At 52.0% G+C, this 17,551-nt stretch carries 18 protein-coding genes; 7 read left to right on the top strand and 11 right to left on the bottom strand.

The genetic code is table 11. The features are described from left to right. The 6 genes from HMPREF2541_RS12315 to pheT form a co-directional block, all read left to right on the top strand. Positions 1 to 240 (top strand): hypothetical protein (locus HMPREF2541_RS12315; protein ID WP_210387131.1); only part of this gene is annotated, 240 nt, incomplete at its 5' end. A 47-nt stretch (positions 241 to 287) separates the two neighbouring features. Beyond that, entirely contained in the window at positions 288 to 716 is a 429-nt protein-coding gene (locus tag HMPREF2541_RS00285) for a ComEA family DNA-binding protein (protein ID WP_023887949.1), read from the top strand. A gap of 97 nt (positions 717 to 813) precedes the next feature. Then, entirely contained in the window at positions 814 to 1,761 is a 948-nt protein-coding gene (gene trxB, locus HMPREF2541_RS00280) for a thioredoxin-disulfide reductase (protein ID WP_003824821.1), read from the top strand. 311 nt (positions 1,762 to 2,072) lie between these two features. Beyond that, positions 2,073 to 2,516, top strand: coding sequence for a DNA polymerase III subunit chi (locus HMPREF2541_RS00275; protein ID WP_035581275.1), 444 nt, complete (start codon positions 2,073 to 2,075; stop codon positions 2,514 to 2,516). A gap of 151 nt (positions 2,517 to 2,667) precedes the next feature. Beyond that, the gene (pheS, locus tag HMPREF2541_RS00270; protein ID WP_070541191.1) at positions 2,668 to 3,660 is read left to right on the top strand and encodes a phenylalanine--tRNA ligase subunit alpha; all 993 of its coding nucleotides are present in this window, start codon (positions 2,668 to 2,670) and stop codon (positions 3,658 to 3,660) included. A 170-nt stretch (positions 3,661 to 3,830) separates the two neighbouring features. Continuing rightward, the gene (gene pheT / locus HMPREF2541_RS00265) at positions 3,831 to 6,191 is read left to right on the top strand and encodes a phenylalanine--tRNA ligase subunit beta (RefSeq protein WP_070541189.1); all 2,361 of its coding nucleotides are present in this window, start codon (positions 3,831 to 3,833) and stop codon (positions 6,189 to 6,191) included. 66 nt (positions 6,192 to 6,257) lie between these two features. On the opposite strand, the gene HMPREF2541_RS00260 is transcribed toward pheT, so the two are convergent. The 11 genes from HMPREF2541_RS00260 to kdsA all read right to left on the bottom strand — a co-directional run bounded on the left by HMPREF2541_RS00260 (position 6,258) and on the right by kdsA (position 15,895). Continuing rightward, positions 6,258 to 6,695 (bottom strand): type IV pilin protein, encoded by a 438-nt coding sequence (locus HMPREF2541_RS00260; RefSeq protein ID WP_049257746.1) that lies wholly within the window; start codon positions 6,693 to 6,695, stop codon positions 6,258 to 6,260. A 12-nt stretch (positions 6,696 to 6,707) separates the two neighbouring features. Next, the gene (locus HMPREF2541_RS00255) at positions 6,708 to 7,232 is read right to left on the bottom strand and encodes a pilus assembly PilX family protein (RefSeq protein WP_035581278.1); all 525 of its coding nucleotides are present in this window, start codon (positions 7,230 to 7,232) and stop codon (positions 6,708 to 6,710) included. Further along, complete coding sequence (locus HMPREF2541_RS11465; protein ID WP_003824829.1) at positions 7,214 to 8,305, bottom strand: PilW family protein; 1,092 nt, start codon at positions 8,303 to 8,305, stop codon at positions 7,214 to 7,216. Before HMPREF2541_RS11465 ends, HMPREF2541_RS00255 begins: the two co-directional genes overlap by 19 nt. A gap of 6 nt (positions 8,306 to 8,311) precedes the next feature. Then, positions 8,312 to 8,875, bottom strand: a complete 564-nt coding sequence (gene pilV / locus HMPREF2541_RS00250; RefSeq protein ID WP_049257748.1) for a type IV pilus modification protein PilV — start codon at positions 8,873 to 8,875, stop codon at positions 8,312 to 8,314. Between the two features lie 19 nt (positions 8,876 to 8,894). Continuing rightward, on the bottom strand, positions 8,895 to 9,551 hold the full coding sequence (locus tag HMPREF2541_RS11460) for a GspH/FimT family pseudopilin (RefSeq protein WP_141744157.1): 657 nt from the start codon (positions 9,549 to 9,551) through the stop codon (positions 8,895 to 8,897). Between the two features lie 60 nt (positions 9,552 to 9,611). Next, positions 9,612 to 11,000, bottom strand: coding sequence for a replicative DNA helicase (gene dnaB / locus HMPREF2541_RS00245; protein WP_141744156.1), 1,389 nt, complete (start codon positions 10,998 to 11,000; stop codon positions 9,612 to 9,614). Positions 11,001 to 11,395: 395 nt separating this feature from the next. Continuing rightward, positions 11,396 to 12,796 (bottom strand): DEAD/DEAH box helicase, encoded by a 1,401-nt coding sequence (locus tag HMPREF2541_RS00240; RefSeq protein ID WP_003824832.1) that lies wholly within the window; start codon positions 12,794 to 12,796, stop codon positions 11,396 to 11,398. A 343-nt stretch (positions 12,797 to 13,139) separates the two neighbouring features. Further along, positions 13,140 to 13,829, bottom strand: coding sequence for an energy-coupling factor ABC transporter permease (locus HMPREF2541_RS00235; RefSeq protein ID WP_070541185.1), 690 nt, complete (start codon positions 13,827 to 13,829; stop codon positions 13,140 to 13,142). Positions 13,830 to 13,841: 12 nt separating this feature from the next. Further along, on the bottom strand, positions 13,842 to 14,501 hold the full coding sequence (gene ung / locus HMPREF2541_RS00230; RefSeq protein ID WP_070541183.1) for a uracil-DNA glycosylase: 660 nt from the start codon (positions 14,499 to 14,501) through the stop codon (positions 13,842 to 13,844). Positions 14,502 to 14,572: 71 nt separating this feature from the next. Then, positions 14,573 to 14,998, bottom strand: a complete 426-nt coding sequence (locus HMPREF2541_RS00225; RefSeq protein ID WP_003824837.1) for a DUF4870 family protein — start codon at positions 14,996 to 14,998, stop codon at positions 14,573 to 14,575. A 45-nt stretch (positions 14,999 to 15,043) separates the two neighbouring features. Further along, entirely contained in the window at positions 15,044 to 15,895 is an 852-nt protein-coding gene (gene kdsA / locus HMPREF2541_RS00220; RefSeq protein WP_003824838.1) for a 3-deoxy-8-phosphooctulonate synthase, read from the bottom strand. Between the two features lie 412 nt (positions 15,896 to 16,307). Here kdsA and HMPREF2541_RS00215 point away from each other — a divergent pair, with 412 nt between their 5' ends. Then, entirely contained in the window at positions 16,308 to 17,471 is a 1,164-nt protein-coding gene (locus tag HMPREF2541_RS00215; protein ID WP_003824840.1) for a 5-(carboxyamino)imidazole ribonucleotide synthase, read from the top strand. Positions 17,472 to 17,551: the final 80 nt, after the last annotated feature.

Genomic DNA, 17,551 nt, shown 5'->3' with positions numbered 1-17,551 from the left:
GGATATCCGGGGCTTTGGCAAAGCTTTATATCTAGTTTTATAAAAAACTGTTGGGATGTATGGGTACATTGGACTTCTGTACAGAATGCAGATTTTTATTTAATTTCATTTATTATTAAAAGGTTATGCTGGCAGATTAGATGGATGGTTCGGCAACTTTATATGAGCAAGTGTGCAAAATGCAATTATTTGTTATTTAAGGGTAAAACTAGTTGCGCTATGGATGGTGCTAACTTATAGTTGCGATTGGTAATACTTTTTTCACTAGACTTCAAGGAGTTAAAATTATGAAGAAGTTTTTATTCGTCATTGTTAGCTTGCTGAGTTTTTCTTGGGCATTAGCACAAGTTAATATTAATACTGCCACTGCACAAGAGCTGCAAACCTTGAACGGTATCGGTCCGGCTAAAGCTGCTGCAATTGTGGAATATCGTACCGCTAACGGCCCGTTCAAATCTCCTGAAGACATTAAAAACGTGCGTGGTATCGGTAATGGCATTTATCAGAAGATTTCTTCAGAAATTACCGTTGGTAATGGCCAGACTGCCCGTACTCCGGCTGCTCGCCCTGCTACTCAACAGCAACAACCGCAACCAGCTGCCGCCAAACCGGCTACTCCGGCTGCTAAACCAGCTACTCCCGCAGCTAAACCATCTGCCAGCAAACCTGCCGCCACCCGTCCGGCTGCCAACAAACCAGCTGCTGCTAACCCCTAATAAGTATGAAATGCTTATACACCGCCTGCCATATTGCCGGCGGTGTTTTTATGTACGAAAGCGGGTACAATAAACACCGTTTTATTTGGAGAAAACTATGCCTAAGCACCACAAACTCATCATCCTCGGTTCCGGCCCCGCAGGTTACACCGCCGCCGTTTATGCCGCCCGCGCCAACCTCAATCCCGTCATCATCACCGGTTTGGAACAAGGCGGCCAACTCATGACCACCACAGAAGTGGATAACTGGCCTGCCGATGCTGACGGCGTACAGGGCCCCGAATTGATGGCGCGCTTCCTCGCCCATGCCGAACGCTTCGGCACGGAAATCGTTTTCGACCACATCCACACCGCACAACTGCAGCAACGCCCGTTCAAACTCATCGGTGATGCGGGCGAATACACCTGCGACGCACTCATCGTCGCCACCGGCGCATCGGCCAAATACCTCGGCCTGCCGAGCGAAGAAACCTTCGCCGGACGCGGCGTGTCCGCCTGCGCCACCTGCGACGGCTTCTTCTACAAAAAACAAGACGTAGCCGTAGTCGGCGGCGGCAACACCGCCGTGGAAGAAGCACTCTACCTGGCCAATATTGCTAACACCGTAACCCTGATACACCGCCGCGACAGCTTCCGTGCCGAAAAAATTATGGTGGACAAACTGATGCGCCGCGTGGAAGAGGGCAAAATCATCCTGAAAACCGAAGCTGTATTGGAAGAAGTATTGGGCGACGACAGCGGTGTAACTGGCGCGCGGTTGAAATTCAATGACGGCCACAGCGAAGACATCGCCGTCAAAGGCGTATTCATCGCCATCGGCCACAAACCCAATACCGACATCTTCAAAGGCCAGCTCGATATGGACGACGCAGGCTACCTGAAAACCAAAGGCGGCAGCGGCGACAACGTGGGCGCAACCAACATCGAAGGCATTTGGGCGGCGGGCGACGTGAAAGACCACACCTACCGCCAAGCCATCACCAGCGCGGCCTCCGGCTGCCAAGCCGCTCTCGATGCTGAACGCTGGCTCGACCGGCAACGTTAAATGCACTCAGGCTACCTGAAAAACGAAACCTCCGAAAGCCGTTTTAGCCTCGCAAAACTCAGCCTTGGTTATGCCAAGACATCGTTTTAACCACATTGGAGCTTGCGTTTTCAGGTAGCCTTTTAGCCTTACCGAATTTCAGGTAGCCTGCCTGCGATATTCCCCACCGGAAACAAGCGCGGCGGGTAACGATACAGGCTACCTGAAAACTCCAAACACCCTGTCCAAGCCATTTTCAGCCAATCCGGCCGCAGGGCACAGGCAAACGATTTGCCGACCCCAGCCTCCCCGCCATTTTTCAGGTAGCCCCCATGCCCACCGTTACCTTCTACACCCACGTTGCCGATTTAGAAACCTTCGCCTGCCGCCTGGCCAAACGCGCGGTCGAAGCCGGCTGCCGCGTGCTGGCTTGGTGCGGCGGCACGGAGCAGCTGGCAACCCTCGACCGCCAATTGTGGGCGTTTGAGGCCGAAAGCTTCCTGCCGCACGAAATCTGGCTGCCAAAAGAAAACCCGTGTCCGATAGAACCACCGATACTGCTGGCTGAAGGCGAAGCCCTGCCCACAGCAGAAAGCAGCCTGGTGGTGCTGAATTTATCGGCAGACTTGTGGAGCCATGCGCCGAATACGCCGGAGCGTGTGCTGGAAATCGTGGGCCGCAGCGAAACCCAGCTTGCTGCCGCCCGCCGCCGCTTTGCTGCCTACCGTAACGGCGGTTTCAAAATCGAACACCACAATATGCAGGGCAAAGCCTAGTTTTGTCCATCGTCCGCTTTGCCGGTCTGCTATAAAAACAGCCCATTTTCGGCTAAAATGCCGCCTTTCCCGCCTTCGGTTTTGCTGCCGGATTTTTCAGGTAGCCTGCAGGTGTGTCGCCCCCATTTCCAACATCATTTCACAATAAAATATGCAAAACGCAGAACAAATTGCCGCCGCCGGCATTGCCGCCATCCAAAACACCGCCGACCAGCAAGCCCTCGAACTCGTCAAAGCCCAGTACCTCGGCAAAACCGGCGAACTCAACGCCCTGCTCAAACAGCTCGGCAGCCTGCCGCCCGGAGAGAAAAAAACCGTCGGCGCGTTCATCAACGAATGCAAGCAACGTTTCCAAGCCGCCTACGATGCCAAACGTGCCGAGCTGGCCGAAGCCAAACTGCAAGCCCAGCTTGCCGCCGAAGTACTCGATATTACCCTGCCCGGACGCACGCAGGAAAACGGCGGTCTGCATCCCGTAACCCTGACTTTGCAGCGCGTGGTCGAACTCTTTCACGGCATGGGTTTTGAAGTGGCAGACGGCCCGGAAATCGAAGACGATTTCCACAACTTTCAGGCTTTGAACATCCCTGCAAACCACCCGGCACGCGCTATGCAGGATACGTTCTACGTTGAAAACGGCGATGTTTTGCGTACGCACACTTCCCCGATTCAAATCCGCTACATGCTCGATAAAAAAGAGCCTCCCATCCGCATTATTGCCCCTGGCCGCGTCTATCGTGTGGACAGCGATGCTACGCACTCGCCCATGTTCCATCAAGCCGAAGGCCTGTGGGTGGAAGAGGGCGTAACTTTCGCCGATTTGAAAGCCGTGTTCACCGACTTCATCCGCCGCTTTTTCGAACGCGATGATTTGCAAGTACGTTTTCGCCCGTCTTTCTTTCCGTTTACAGAACCGTCCGCTGAAATCGACATCATGGGCGAAAACGGCAAATGGCTGGAAGTCGGTGGCTGCGGCATGGTGCATCCCAACGTGTTGAAAAACGTGAATATCGATCCCGAGAAATACACTGGTTTCGCCTTTGGTATCGGTCTCGATCGTTTTGCTATGTTGCGTTACAACGTGAACGATCTGCGACTGTTTTTTGATAACGATTTGAACTTTTTAAAGCAGTTTGCGAAATGATCGTGCAGGTTGTCTAAAAATCAAAAAGCTGTCGGCGCCGCAGAAAGCTGAATAAGGCTACCTGAAAGCAACAGCCCCAACAAAGTTAAAAACCAGCCTGCGCCCTAAACAAACAGGTCGTCTGAAAACAAAATCTGATAAAAAGTTAATTAGTTGATTGAGAACATAACATGCAATTCTCCTACTCATGGCTGAAAACCCAAGCCGATACCGAACTTTCCGCCGATAAGCTGGAACATCTGTTAACCATGTCCGGCTTGGAAGTGGAAGAGGCCGAGACTGCCGCGCCTGTGTTTACAGGCGTGGTGATTGCCGAAGTGAAATCCGTTGAGAAACATCCTGATGCCGACCGTTTGAACGTTACCCAAGTCGATGCGGGTACGGGTGAGTTGGTGCAGATTGTGTGCGGTGCGCCGAATGTGAAGGCGGGCATTAAAGTGCCGTGTTCGCTGCCGGGCGCGGTGTTGCCGGGCAATTTCAAAATCAAGCCGACCAAGATGCGCGGCGTGGTGTCGAACGGGATGTTGTGTTCCACCGATGAACTCGGTCTGCCCGACGACGGCGTGAACGGCCTGCACATTCTGCCGCAAGATGCTCCTGTCGGCGCAAACATCCGCGAATATCTGGATTTGGACGACACGGTCTTCACGCTGAAAATTACGCCGAACCGTGCCGACTGCCTGAGCATTAAAGGTATTGCGCGTGAAGTGTCCGCGCTGACGGGTTGCGCGTTCAAGCAGCCTGCAATCCATGCCGCGCCAATCACGGGTAGCCGCAAACAGCCCGTGCAGATTGATGCGCCTGCCGATTGCGGCCGCTTTATCAGCCGCGTGATTGAAAACGTGAACGCGCGCGCTGTTACGCCGGATTGGATGAAGCAGCGTTTGGAGCGCAGCGGTATACGCAGTATTTCCGCGCTGGTGGATATTGGCAATTATGTGATGCTGGAAATCGGTCAGCCAATGCATGTTTTTGATGCCGACAAACTTTCAGGCAGCCTGCACATCCGCCGTGCGCGCGAAGGTGAAACGCTGGAATGCCTGAACGAGAAAACCGTCTCTCTGTCTGAAAACACGCTGGTAGTGGCCGACGAAAAAGGCGCGTTGAGTTTGGCAGGCCTGATGGGCGGCGCAGCGAGCGCGGTTTCAGACGACACACAAAATATCGTGCTGGAAGCGGCTTGGTTTGCGCCTGAAATCATCGCAGGGAAATCGCGCCAATACGGTTTTGGCTCGGATTCGTCGTTCCGCTTTGAGCGCGGTGTGGATTACCGTTTGCAGGCTGATGCTATCGAACGCGCTACCGAATTGGTTTTGCAAATCTGCGGCGGTGCGGCGGGCGAAATGGTGGAAGCGCAGGGCGAATTGCCTGAAGCGCAGCAGGTTGAATTGCGTTTGGGTCGTCTGAAAACCGTGTTGGGCGTGGACATTCCTGCCGAACAGGTGGAAACCATTTTGCAGCACTTGGGCTTGCAACCTGAAAAAACGGCGGAAGGCTTCCGCGTTACCGCGCCGAGCTTCCGTTTCGACATCGAAATCGAAGCCGATTTGATTGAAGAAATCGGCCGCGTTTACGGCTATGAAAATATCCCCGACGATTACACATCAGGCCGTCTGAAAATGCTGGCGCTGCCCGAAACCCGCCGTCCGCGTTTTGCTGTTTATAACGAAATGGCGGCGCGCGGCTACCGCGAAGTGGTCAGCTATGCCTTTGTTGACGAGCAGTGGGAACACGACTTTGCCGCCAACGCCAACCCCATCCGCCTGCAAAACCCGCTGGCGGCTCAGTATGCCGTGATGCGTTCCACGCTTATCGGCGGCTTGGTGGAAATTCTGCAGAATAATCTGAACCGCAAGCAAAACCGCGTGCGTGTGTTTGAAATCGCCCGCGTGTTCAGCAAAGGTTCAGACGGCCGGTTTGTACAAAACGAACGCATCGGCGGCCTGTGGTACGGCGCTGCGATGCCCGAACAATGGGGCGAAAAAACGCGCAACGCGGATTTTTACGACATCAAGGCGGATGTAGAAAATCTTTTGAAAAACAAAGCAGTCGAGTTCGTCAAAACCGAACATCCCGCGCTGCATCCCGGCCGCGCCGCCAATATCGTTTCAGACGGCCAAGTTATCGGCTTTGTCGGCGAATTGCATCCGAAATGGCTGCAAAAATACGACTTGCCGCAAGCACCGCTGGTATTTGAAATCGACATGGCAGCCGTGTTGGAACGCGAAAAAACGCGCTATCAGGCAGTATCGAAATTCCAGCCGGTGCGCAGGGATTTGGCGTTTGTGGCGCCCGAAGTCACCACCTTCGAGCAGTTGCAGGCTGCTTTGTGCGGCGTGAAATCCGATTTGATTCAAGAAATTACATTGTTCGACGTATATCGTGGGGTAGGGCTACCTGAAAACATGAAGAGCATGGCAGTAAAAGTGATTTTGCAGGATGCAGAACGTACCTTGACGGATGATACGGTTGAAGAGATCGTGCATAAGTTGATTGCTGCTGCTGAAACTGTTGGTGCACATTTGCGATAGAATAGATAAGAACACGAAGCCGGCTGCTTGGTGTCAAGCAGCCGGCTTAGTTATATGAAATAAAATTTATTTGTTAATCATCGTGCAAGAAGATGATTTGCTTTGTGCCTCACTTACAGTTTTGCATTCGTAGACAGTGCCAGCAGCAGTAATATATAGTGACTTAGTATAGCCATTTTGTCTAGGCTGAAGGTATACGTAATACGTGTTGATGTCCGCACTATTTGTTAGAGCCGATACAAAATTATACCGACGGCCTGAGTCACTATTCTTACCATTGACTAGAGTAGCGAGCCCTGCAGTTGAGTAACTACCGTTATTACGTAGTTTATTCTGCCTCATTTGAGAAACTATATCTAATAAATGGTTTTTAGCAGCAGCTAAATGTGTTTTCTCAATATGAGCCTGATAAGAAGGCATTGCAATAGCAGCTAATATACCGATTATCGCTATAACAACCATCATTTCTACAAGTGAGAAACCTCTTCTAGTTTTCATTTCCATTGATCATTCCTGTTATTTGCCAGAATATTCAACGTAAGACTGTAATGTGACTACAGTATTATTGTTAGCTCCCCATGCGCGGGCCGTTACGCGGAAGACATTTTTATAGTTTTGGTCGGCAATTTCACCCAACCGTTCCACCATATAACAAGCATTATTAGTGTTAGACGACTGACTCTTTAAACAGTGCCTACCTTTGTTTGCTTCATTTAAATTGACAACGGAATCACTTCTTTTCCAAACAGGCGTAGAATCAGATGCTTTACCGCCACAAATGCCATCTGTACAAGAGTTACTATTGGCTACAGCAGTAAATGCTTTATTTTGCTCAGTTACAATACGTTGTTCACCATTCCGTAGGGCTTGTTCAGCGAGAGAGAAGGCATATTTCCTATCTGCATCATTTGAGCTAATACGCATTTCTGTATTGGTTGATTGCATGCTGGCAACAACAATTAGTGCAATAACCAGCATCATAATTAGTACGATGAATAGAGTATAGCCTTGTTGTTTTTGAGTTACGATTGATTGGCGCATACGTTTCCTCCACGAACATTAGCTCTAATTAAATATTGGTTAACGGTACCATATGTGTTTGCATCATCATTAAGCCGCAAGCGCATTTCAAGGATAGTTGGCAACATAGAAATACGAGTTACGTCAGGTGCATTTCCCAACGTCGTACGGTTACTAGAGAACGTTACAGAAGTATTGGTATTGTTGCAGCCTGCATATAATTGCTGGATACCCATTCCTTGGATGTTAGAAACCATCAATTGAGGGTTCCCCCATGAACCACTTGGAGTAAGAGTAAATCGATATAAAGCATCAGCTGTGGTGTTAACATTAGGAATTCGACCAATAACGTAGGCAACCCCATATACTTGGGATAGAGTGGTTTGAGGGAGATAAAAAACGTCAGGACCACTAAAGTGAGAAATAATTGATCCTCCACCGAAACCGGAGCCAATAACTAGGTCATTCCCATTATTGGTAAGGGCATTACCATTACCAATATACATGCGGCCACAAGAAGATAAAGCGATAGGGCCACCAGCATTAGCAACATCTCTTAATTCTTTAGGAGCATCCTTTGCTGTAGGATTGGTTACTTCTGTGACAGGAGTAAGATTTTGCCCGTATACGAAAATGAGTGCTGAAGAGGAGTTACTTGGTACGAACCCAGAAATATTAAATGTATTTTTAGCCGTGTTGGCATTCATTATACTAATTCCACTGTAAGCTGGATCATCTAGAACCAGTTTAAAATTTGCAGTATTAGATTGAAAGCCATCGGTAGAATGGGGCGATGTGGGCATCTGTTTTTGTACTAAATTCCCCATATTGAAACAACCAAAAGAGCCGGCCATTTGGGCGTCGCGGAGAATTAACTCTGAGGCATTGCGCAGGTCTTGCTGTGCAGCTAGACGGCTTTCAGAGTTTGTACGCATTCTACTGGTAATACCATATGTAATACCAATGGCAAGTAAAACAACCAATGCCAATGAGCTAGCAACCATGAATTCAATCAAAGTAAATCCATGTGGTTTTGCCTGAAAATTTGGAATATGTGGTTTGCTCTTTGGAGAGCGGCATAGATGATATTTCATAATAATTTAGTCTCCTACAACCGCACTATAGCTATAGTTAAAGTCATCGGAATTTTGAGTATCCCCATTACTTTCTGTCCATTTTACCTCGATTGTAGTAGTGGGCGTATCACCAGAGGTACTAGTAATTGCATATGAAATGCCGGTCGCATTGGGTAATGCATTTTGCAGTTCTGCAGTAAATGCATTTAGTTGGCAGGCGATGAGAGCCTTACGCTTTATGCCGGTTGCATTACCACATACGGTAATATCGACGGCAGATGATGTAGGAGTAATATTTTGTGTTGATTTATTATAGTCGGTGTAGGTGAATTTGGTTGTGGCAGCTGAGTGAGTGCCAATATTATTGATTACATCAGGGTTGCTTAACATACCAGCAGATAGGTTCTGTACGGCCTGAGCAACACGAGTTTGCATTTCTGCTTCACGGACGTTACCCACAGATTTTAATTGTGCAAGCATAAGAGCCATAATGCCAAATGCCATAATAAATACAGAAATGAGCACTTCTAATAGAGTACTACCTCGATTAAGATGTATCGGCTTTAATATGAATTTATGATTAGACATGCTGTTATTCCTTCAAGCTTTAAGATAAAGCACAATAGGTTGCATAACTGCTTGCAGTTAATGAATTGAACTCAGAAGGTGTCATATTCCCGTTGCAGGTGATTACACGACCACTTGGTGCAATTAAAGCCATACGGACATGCTTCCCATCACTCGCTGCTATTCTGATGTAGTTGGATGAGTATGTGTATTGGCCATTAGATTTACCAACACCAAAAGTACCATTGGGCATAAAAATAAAGCGATTCTTGTCGGTTATTGGGTTGCTAAGGGCAATATCAAGACTATTAATTGTTATTGACTCATTATTAATTAATACTGAGCGCAGATCCATGTCATTGCTAGAATTTACGATGCCACTTTCATAGTCATTATTACCATTTTTGTCGATAAATGCTAATAAGGAGTTTCCTCCTTTATCACAGCCATTATTGGGTTTAGCATCAGATTTCAGTTTAATACCACCACAAATGATAACAGGACTGTTTCTGCGTACAGCCTCAGTTCTAGCAAATCGGAAAATCGTTGTGATCTGGTTTATTCTATTACCAAGCTTTTGTGTGGCAATAAAATTACTCAAGTTCGGCATGGCAATTGCAGCCATAATTCCAATCAGGGTTAGGGTAATGAGCAATTCTATCAGGGTAAAGCCCTGTGTATGTTGTCGTGTCTTCATGGCCATCACTTTAAAATGGGAAATGGGGCACAAAAATAGGCAGATTGAGTAAGATTGTTCTTATTCTTCAGTAAAGTAAGTATGCCCAGTATGTACTGCATTGTCAAATTTGCTGAATTCGCCGGTAAAGACCAGCGGGATTTTGCCGGTGGGGCCGTTACGGTGTTTGCCGATGATGCATTCGGCCATGCCTTTTTTGTCGGTATCGGGGTGGTAGTATTCATCACGATACATGAACATAATCAGATCGGCATCCTGTTCGATGGCACCGGATTCGCGCAGGTCGGACATCATGGGGCGTTTGTCGGTGCGGGATTCAACAGTGCGCGACAGTTGTGAGAGGGCGATAATCGGAATATCCAACTCTCTGGCCAGCGATTTGAGCGAACGGGAGATTTCCCCCAATTCTGCTGCGCGGTTGTTGCTGTTGTGGACGGTGCCGCTCATCAGCTGTAAGTAGTCGATAACCACTAGCCCCAATTTACCTTTTCTTCTGGCCAATCGGCGCACGCGAGCGCGGACTTCCAGCGAATTTAAGGCGGGGGTTTCGTCGATAAAGATGGGGGCGTCTGACAGTTTGTGTAGAGCGTCATTGAGCCTAGCCCAATGTTCGTCTTGCAATTGACCGGTTTTGAGTAAGCCCTGATCCAGCCTCCCAACCGAACCGAGCATACGCATTACCAGCTGCACCCCGCCCATTTCCATCGAGAAGATGGCAACGGGCAGGTGCGTACTGATAGCGACGTTTTCCGCGATATTCAATGAAAAAGCGGTTTTCCCCATTGCCGGCCTTCCAGCAACGATGATGAGATCGCCGCCGTGCAAACCGGCTATTTTTTTATCTAGATCGATGAATCCGGTTGGAATGCCGGTCACATCGTCTTTATTTTCCCTTGAGTAAGCCTTATCGATTTTGGCGACGGCTTCTTTCAGCATGGCAGGCATCTCTAAGAATTCGTGTTGCACTCTGCTGGTGCTTTCAGCGATTTTAAAGATTTTGGCTTCCGCCTCGTCCAACATCTGTTTGACGTCCCTACCTTGCGGATTGTAAGCATTTCTAGCAATCTCTGTGCCAGCTTGTGCGAGTTGTCGCATGATGGAACGGCTACGCACGATTTCGGCATAGCGGGAGATATTGATGGCAGAGGCAGTATTTTGTGCCAAATCCACTAGATAGCCGAAGCCACCGGCTTCTTCCAGCACTTCTTCACGTTGCAACACCTCTTCCACGGTAATGGTGTCGGCCGGACGGTTGCGTTCGGCCAGGTGGGCTATGGCGCGGAAAATCAGGCGGTGTTCGTAGCGGTAGAAGTCTTCTTCCGAGATGGTGCCGGCAATGCGGTCCCAGGCGGAGGAATCCACCATCAGCCCGCCCAATACCGACTGTTCGGCTTCCATCGAGTGTGGTGGCAGAGCTAGGCTTTCGTTGCTTTGGTCTTGAATATCCATAATAGTTTGTTGCGACAGGAAAATAGAGGCTACCTGAAAAAATATCATTACTTAAATGCGCGGCTTAAGGCTACCTGAAAAGGGTCAAAATCTTTGCAGACCTAGTTTGGGGTACGTTTCTACGCACCACACTTCTCGAACGTTTGGAAAAGATTGAAATATTATCCGCGCATTTCCGTTTTCGCTTGCGTTGAACTGTGCTCAAGCCATGCAGCTTGCAAAGGATTGAGGCTACCTGAAAACCGGTGTGCACTCATTTTTCAGGTAGCCTGTGAAGTGTGCCCTAAGCGAGCCAGCATACTGACAAATTCCGTCACTTTTTTGCATGTGCACAGAAAGCAGGTTGGTACTGTTACGCCTAAACTAGGCTCATGCACAGAGAGTAAACAGACTATTCAGCTGTCGGCACCATAATTCGGTTGCACCAATGCGCACACTGGGCGGTGGCGGCGGCTGCGGTGACGGCGGCCGGGGATGCGGCCGCATTCCTGTTCGGGGCTGTCGGCATGGCTACTGCGTGCGGAGGATTTGCTGCGGCTGTCTGCATTACGGCCACGGCGGCTGTTGCGTGCTTCACGCGGCTCGCGCGTGTCGCGCGAGGAATGTTCGGCAGCGGGGCGGCTGCCTTCCTGTTGATGTTGCCACCAGCGCGGTTCGAAGCCTTCAATCCGCTCCACCGGCAGTTCTTTGCCGATGAGTTCTTTAATGGCTTCAAACATTTTCTGCTCGTCTTCGTCCATCAGCGAGATGGCCACGCCCTCGGCGCCGGCGCGGCCGGTACGGCCGATACGGTGCACATAGTCTTCGGCCTGGGTGGGCATTTCGTAGTTGATCACGAATGGCAGCTCGGCGATGTCCAACCCGCGCGCGGCTACGTCGGTGGCCACCAGCACGCGCAGTTCGCCGGCCTTGAAGGCGTTGAGCGTTTCCAAGCGTGTTTGCTGCGATTTATCGCCGTGAATTGGCGCCACGCTGAGGCCGCGCCGTTTTAGGTCGCGGGCTACCTGATCGACGCTCTGCTTGGTTTTGCAGAACACGATTACCTGATTGATGTGCAAATCCACAATCAGCCGCTCCAGCAGGTTGCGCTTCTGGGCGGTATCGATGGCGATGATGTGCTGCTCGACGCTGGCGCTGGCGGTGTTCTGCGGCGCGGTTTGCACCTGCTCGGGTCGGTTCATAAAATCCTGCGCCAGCTTGCGGATGGGCGGCGAGAAAGTGGCGGAAAACAGCAGGGTTTGACGCTGTTTGGGCAAAAGCTGCATGATACGGCGGATGTCATCGATGAAGCCCATGTCGAGCATGCGGTCGGCTTCGTCGAGCACCACGATTTCCACTTTATCCAGTCGGATATTTTTTTGCTGCACGTGATCCAGCAGGCGGCCCACGGTGGCCACCACGATTTCGCAGCCGGCGCGCAGGTCGGCAGTTTGTTTGTCCATATTCATGCCGCCAAACAGCACGGTGTGGCGCAGCGGCAGGTTTTTGATGTAGGCGGCGGTGTTTTGGTCGATTTGGTCGGCCAGCTCGCGGGTGGGGGTGAGCACCAGCATGCGCACCGGGTGCATGGCGGGCGAGGTGCTGGTGGTGGCGTAGCGGCGCAGGCGCTCCAGGCTGGGTAGCATGAAGGCGGCGGTTTTGCCTGTACCTGTTTGGGCGGCGGCCAGCAGATCGTGGCCGGCCAGCACTTTGGGGATGGCGGCGGTTTGGATGGCGGTGGGCTGCTCGTAGCCCTGGTCGGCCAGTGCGGCAGTGATTTCGGCGGAAAGGCCGAGATTGGTAAAGGGATTGTTCATATTTGCTCCGTGTGGCAGCTGCGCGGTGGGCGGCTGCGGGGAATGGGGATGGGCTTTGGCGGCAGTTTGGATGAATTTGGCCGGCAAAGGCTGAAGGCTACCTGAAAATATAGGCGGTAACGAAGTTAAAGCAGGCCGGCGATACGCTTGAGTTGTGCGCAAACCGGCACGATAAAATGCCACGAAAAGTGTTTCAAGAGTAGGCGGTTGCAGGGAAACCCGGCCGGAGGCTACCTGAAAGCGTGGGCTTCAACGAAATTCAAATAAAAGGCCGGCAATGCAAGATGCCGAACAAGCCGTATTGTGCCTGAAAAACCGGTTTTCAGGTAGCCTTTGCCGCGGCCTATTTCCAGATTTGCCGCGCATTCTGGCGCAGGTAGTCGGCATCGGAGAAGGTGGTGATCAGATGCGGTTTGAGGGCGATGAAGATGGCCGACAGCAGGCCGGTGAGGAAGGCTTCGCCCCAGGCAATCAGAAAGAACACCGGCAGCACGGAATTTAGCAGGATGGCGGTGGGAAAAGTTCCAGCCAAATACAGCAACACTCCGTTGGCCGCTGCGCTGAGCAAGATACCGGCCGCGGCGGCGAAAAAGCCGTTGAGAAAGATGTAGATAAACAGGTTGCGCGGCAGCCGCCGCACGATTTGCCGCGCCAGCGCCACGCCGGCCAGCGGCGGCACAATGCCGGCCAAAACTGTTAGCCCCGCCACGCTCAAATCGCCCACGCCTTGCCACAGCCAGATATAGGGCAACAGCAGCAATACGGCCAGGCAGAACGCTGCCGGAATGTCCACCATCAAGGCCAGCAAGCCGATACCCAGCAAATGGTAGCTCAACCCGCCCAGCATTCCGCCGGCCGGTGCGGCGCGCAGGCTCCAGCACAGCGCCATGATCAGCAGCCCAACCCACGCCGCTTGGCGGTGCGTGCGCCATGTTGCCAAGGCCGGGCGCAGGGCAACGGCAAACAATAGCAGGCACAGCACATCGGCGGCCAGCAACCAAGGCAGGGGAAACCAGTGAGCGGGGAAATTCATGGGGTTAGCAGCTCAGATTTGCCAATCAATCGGTGGCAGGCCGTGCTGTTGCAAATAGGCGTTGGCTTGCGAGAAATGGCGGCAGCCGAAGAAGCCGCGGTGGGCGGAGAGCGGCGAGGGGTGCGGCGCGGTGAGTACCAGATGGCGGGAGCGGTTGATAATAGCGCCTTTTTTCTGCGCATGGCTGCCCCACAGCATGAATACCAAGTGTTCGCGCCCTTCGTTGAGCACGGCAATCACATGGTCGGTGAAGGTTTCCCAGCCCAGCGCGGCGTGGGAATGAGCCTGGCCGGCGCGCACGGTGAGCACGGTGTTGAGCAGCAGCACGCCCTGCTCCGCCCAGCTTTGCAGGTAGCCGTGTTTGGGGATTTGGAAACCAGGGATGTCTTGCGCCAACTCTTTGTAAATATTAACCAATGATGGCGGAACGGCCACGCCTTCGCGCACGGAAAAGGCCAGCCCGTGCGCCTGATTCGCACCGTGGTACGGGTCTTGCCCGAGGATGATCACGCGCACCCGGCCGAATTCGGTGGCACGGAAGGCGTTGAACACGTCGGCGGCGGGCGGGTACACAATCTGCCCGGCTTCGCGCTCGTGGTGCACGCTGTGGATAATGTGTTGGAAATAGGGCTGCTGTTTTTCCGCACCGATGGCTTCGTGCCAAGTTTGCATGGGGTTTCCTTGAGAGATGGGGAGAGGCTACCTGAAAACAGAAAACGCTATTTTCAGGTAGCCTTATTGGTTTACATCAGCCAGCCTGTTGGGGTAACAGATCGGTTTTCACGCAGACGTAGGAAGCCAGCGATAACACGGAACACATACCAAGCTCCCACTAAAGGCAAAATTAGGAAGCCAACAAGCACAAATAGCAAAACGTAGCCAATAGCACTGCCAATGACCGTTATCCAAAAAGTTTTCAACAAAAATTGAATGTGATCGAAATAAATCGTACCGCGCAGCTCATTGCGTTTAGCGTAAGCCATAATGACACCGCCCAAAGTAGGCACAATGCCAAAGCCGAACATACCCAACGCATACAATGCGTAGATAACGTAAAGATAGGACACATTGCGCTCTTCTCGCGACATATTTGCCAAATCGGGTACAGCGAGCTCCGCAATGGGATCAAACGGCTTGCCGCCACGTTCCGACTGTTTATTATCCATCATTCATTCCTTAATATTTTGATTATATTGTGTATTTAGTTATACGGGTTAATGCGTATCCAGCTCGGCAAAACCTTTCACCAGATTATCAATCTGCTTGAGCTGGTTCAAGAAAGGCTCGAGCTGGCTTAAGCGCAGGGCGCAGGGGCCATCGCATTTAGCCTGCTCGGGATCGGGGTGGGCTTCCAAAAACAGCCCGGCCAGCCCCACCGCCATGCCGGCGCGCGCCAAGGTAACAATCTGCTCGCGCCGCCCGCCGGCTGAATCGCTACGTGCGCCGGGTTGCTGCAGGCTGTGGGTTACGTCGAAAAACACCGGCACGTTCATCTGCTTCATGGTGTCGAAGCCGAGCATGTCCACCACCAAGTTGTTGTAACCAAAGGCAGAGCCGCGCTCGCACAAGATGATTTTATCGTTGCCCGCTTCCAGGCATTTATTGATGATGTGGCGCATTTCGTGCGGGGCGAGGAATTGCGCCTTTTTCACGTTGATAATCGCGCCGGTGCGCGCCATGGCATGCACCAAGTCGGTTTGGCGGCTCAAAAAGGCCGGCAGCTGCAAAATATCGGCCACCTCCGCCGCCGGCGCGGCTTGGTAGGGCTCGTGGATATCGGTAATCACCGGCACGTTGTAGGCTGCTTTAATATCCGCGAGCCATTGCAAACCCTTTTCCAAACCCGGCCCGCGGAAAGAATGCAGGCTGGAGCGGTTGGCCTTGTCGAAGCTGGCTTTGAACACATAGGGAATATCCAGCTTACGGCAGATTTCTATATAGGTTTCGGCAATTTCCATGGCCAAATCGCGGCTTTCCAGCACGTTCATGCCGCCGAACAAAACGAAGGGGCGGTGGTTGGCAATAGTGAAGCCGTGAAGCGGGATTTGCGAAAGGGCAGTTTGCATGGCGTGTGTCCGTTGTGTGGGTGGATTAAAAGATGACCCGATTATAACGGAAAAGGACGGAATGAAACGGAAGGCTACCTGAAAACGAGGTTGCCGAAGGCAGACGAGTTTCTGCGAAGTTAAAACGAGTTTGCTGAAAGCAGACGAGTTTCTGCGAAGCAACGGGACAAGATAGTTATATATTTTCAGGTAGCCTATTTGGGAAAGGCAGGCAAACCAATGAATTGCCCTCTGCGTAGACTGAGCGCACTAGGCTTGGTGCCGAGATTTGAGTACAATACTCCACTTAAAGAAATGTGTTTGCTGCAAGCAAACAAACCGCCAGCCGCCGCCGGAATCACAAGCAAACAGAGGCTGGCGTTTGCTTCAGCCCGGCCGACAGCGCGCCCCTGTAGGGTGCAGAAAGTGGAACATGACCAAAGCAAAAACAACGCCGATTTTACCGCCCGCCATGCTGGGCATTTTGGGCGGAGGCCAGTTGGGCCGGATGTTTACCGTGGCCGCCAAACAAATGGGCTACAGCGTAACTGTGCTCGACCCTGATCCCAACTCCCCCGCCGCCGCCCTGGCCGACAAACACATCTGCGCCCCGTATGACGACCTCGGCGCGCTGGCCGACCTTTCTACTTGCGCCGCCGTTACCACCGAATTTGAAAACGTCAATGCCCAAGCCATGCGTGCCCTGGCTTTGGAAACCCGCGTGTGCCCCAGCGGCGACAGCGTGGAAATTGCCCAAAACCGCATTCAGGAAAAAGCCTGGATAGCCAAGGCCGGCCTCGAAACCGCACCTTATCTGCCCGTTACCCAAGAAGCCGACCTCACCGACGAAGCAGTCGAGCCGCTGCTGCCCGGCATCGTCAAAACCGCCATGCTCGGCTACGACGGCAAAGGCCAAGTGCGCGTGTCCAGCCCGGAAGAAGCCCGCGCCGCCTTCAAACAGCTCGGCGGCGTGCCCTGCGTGCTGGAAAAAATGCTCAACCTGCATTCCGAAATTTCCGTGATCGTGTGTCGGCTCAACAGCCAGCAGGTGAAATGCTTCCCGCCCGCCGAAAACCGTCACGAAGACGGCATCCTGGCCTACTCCATCGTGCCCGCCCGCCTGCCCGACGAAGTGCAGAAGCAGGCGCAGGAAATGGCCTGCCGGCTGGCCGAAGCCATGAATTATGTCGGCGTTCTGGCGGTGGAAATCTTTGTAATCGGCAACGACCATAAATTGATTGTGAACGAAATCGCCCCGCGCCCGCACAATTCCGGCCACTACACTTTGGATGCCTGCGCCAGCAACCAATTCGAGCAGCAAGTGCGCCTCATGTGTGGCCTGCCGCCCGCCGATACCCGCTTGCTCTCCTGCTGCAGCATGGCCAACCTTTTGGGTGATATTTGGCTGCCCTCAGGCAAAGTAAACTGGCTGCCGCTCCTGCAACGCCCAGACGTGTGCCTGCACCTCTACGGCAAAAAAGATGCCCGCCCGAAGCGCAAGATGGGCCACTTCACCGTGCTCTCCTCCCAGTCTGCCGACATCGCGTTTATGCTTGCGCACAAATTGCAGCGGCAACTGCAACGTAAAGAAAAATAACAAACGCAAACCTAACGGGGCTGCCGGAAACGGCAGTCTTATTTTTAGGGGCTGACGTAGATTAGCCCTAAATTCCACAC

The sequence above is a fragment of the Eikenella sp. HMSC061C02 genome, assembly GCF_001809035.1.
GTDB lineage: Bacteria > Pseudomonadota > Gammaproteobacteria > Burkholderiales > Neisseriaceae > Eikenella > Eikenella corrodens.
The sequence above is the reverse complement of the archived record's forward strand: the minus strand, read 5'-3'. Positions and strand labels throughout refer to the sequence as shown.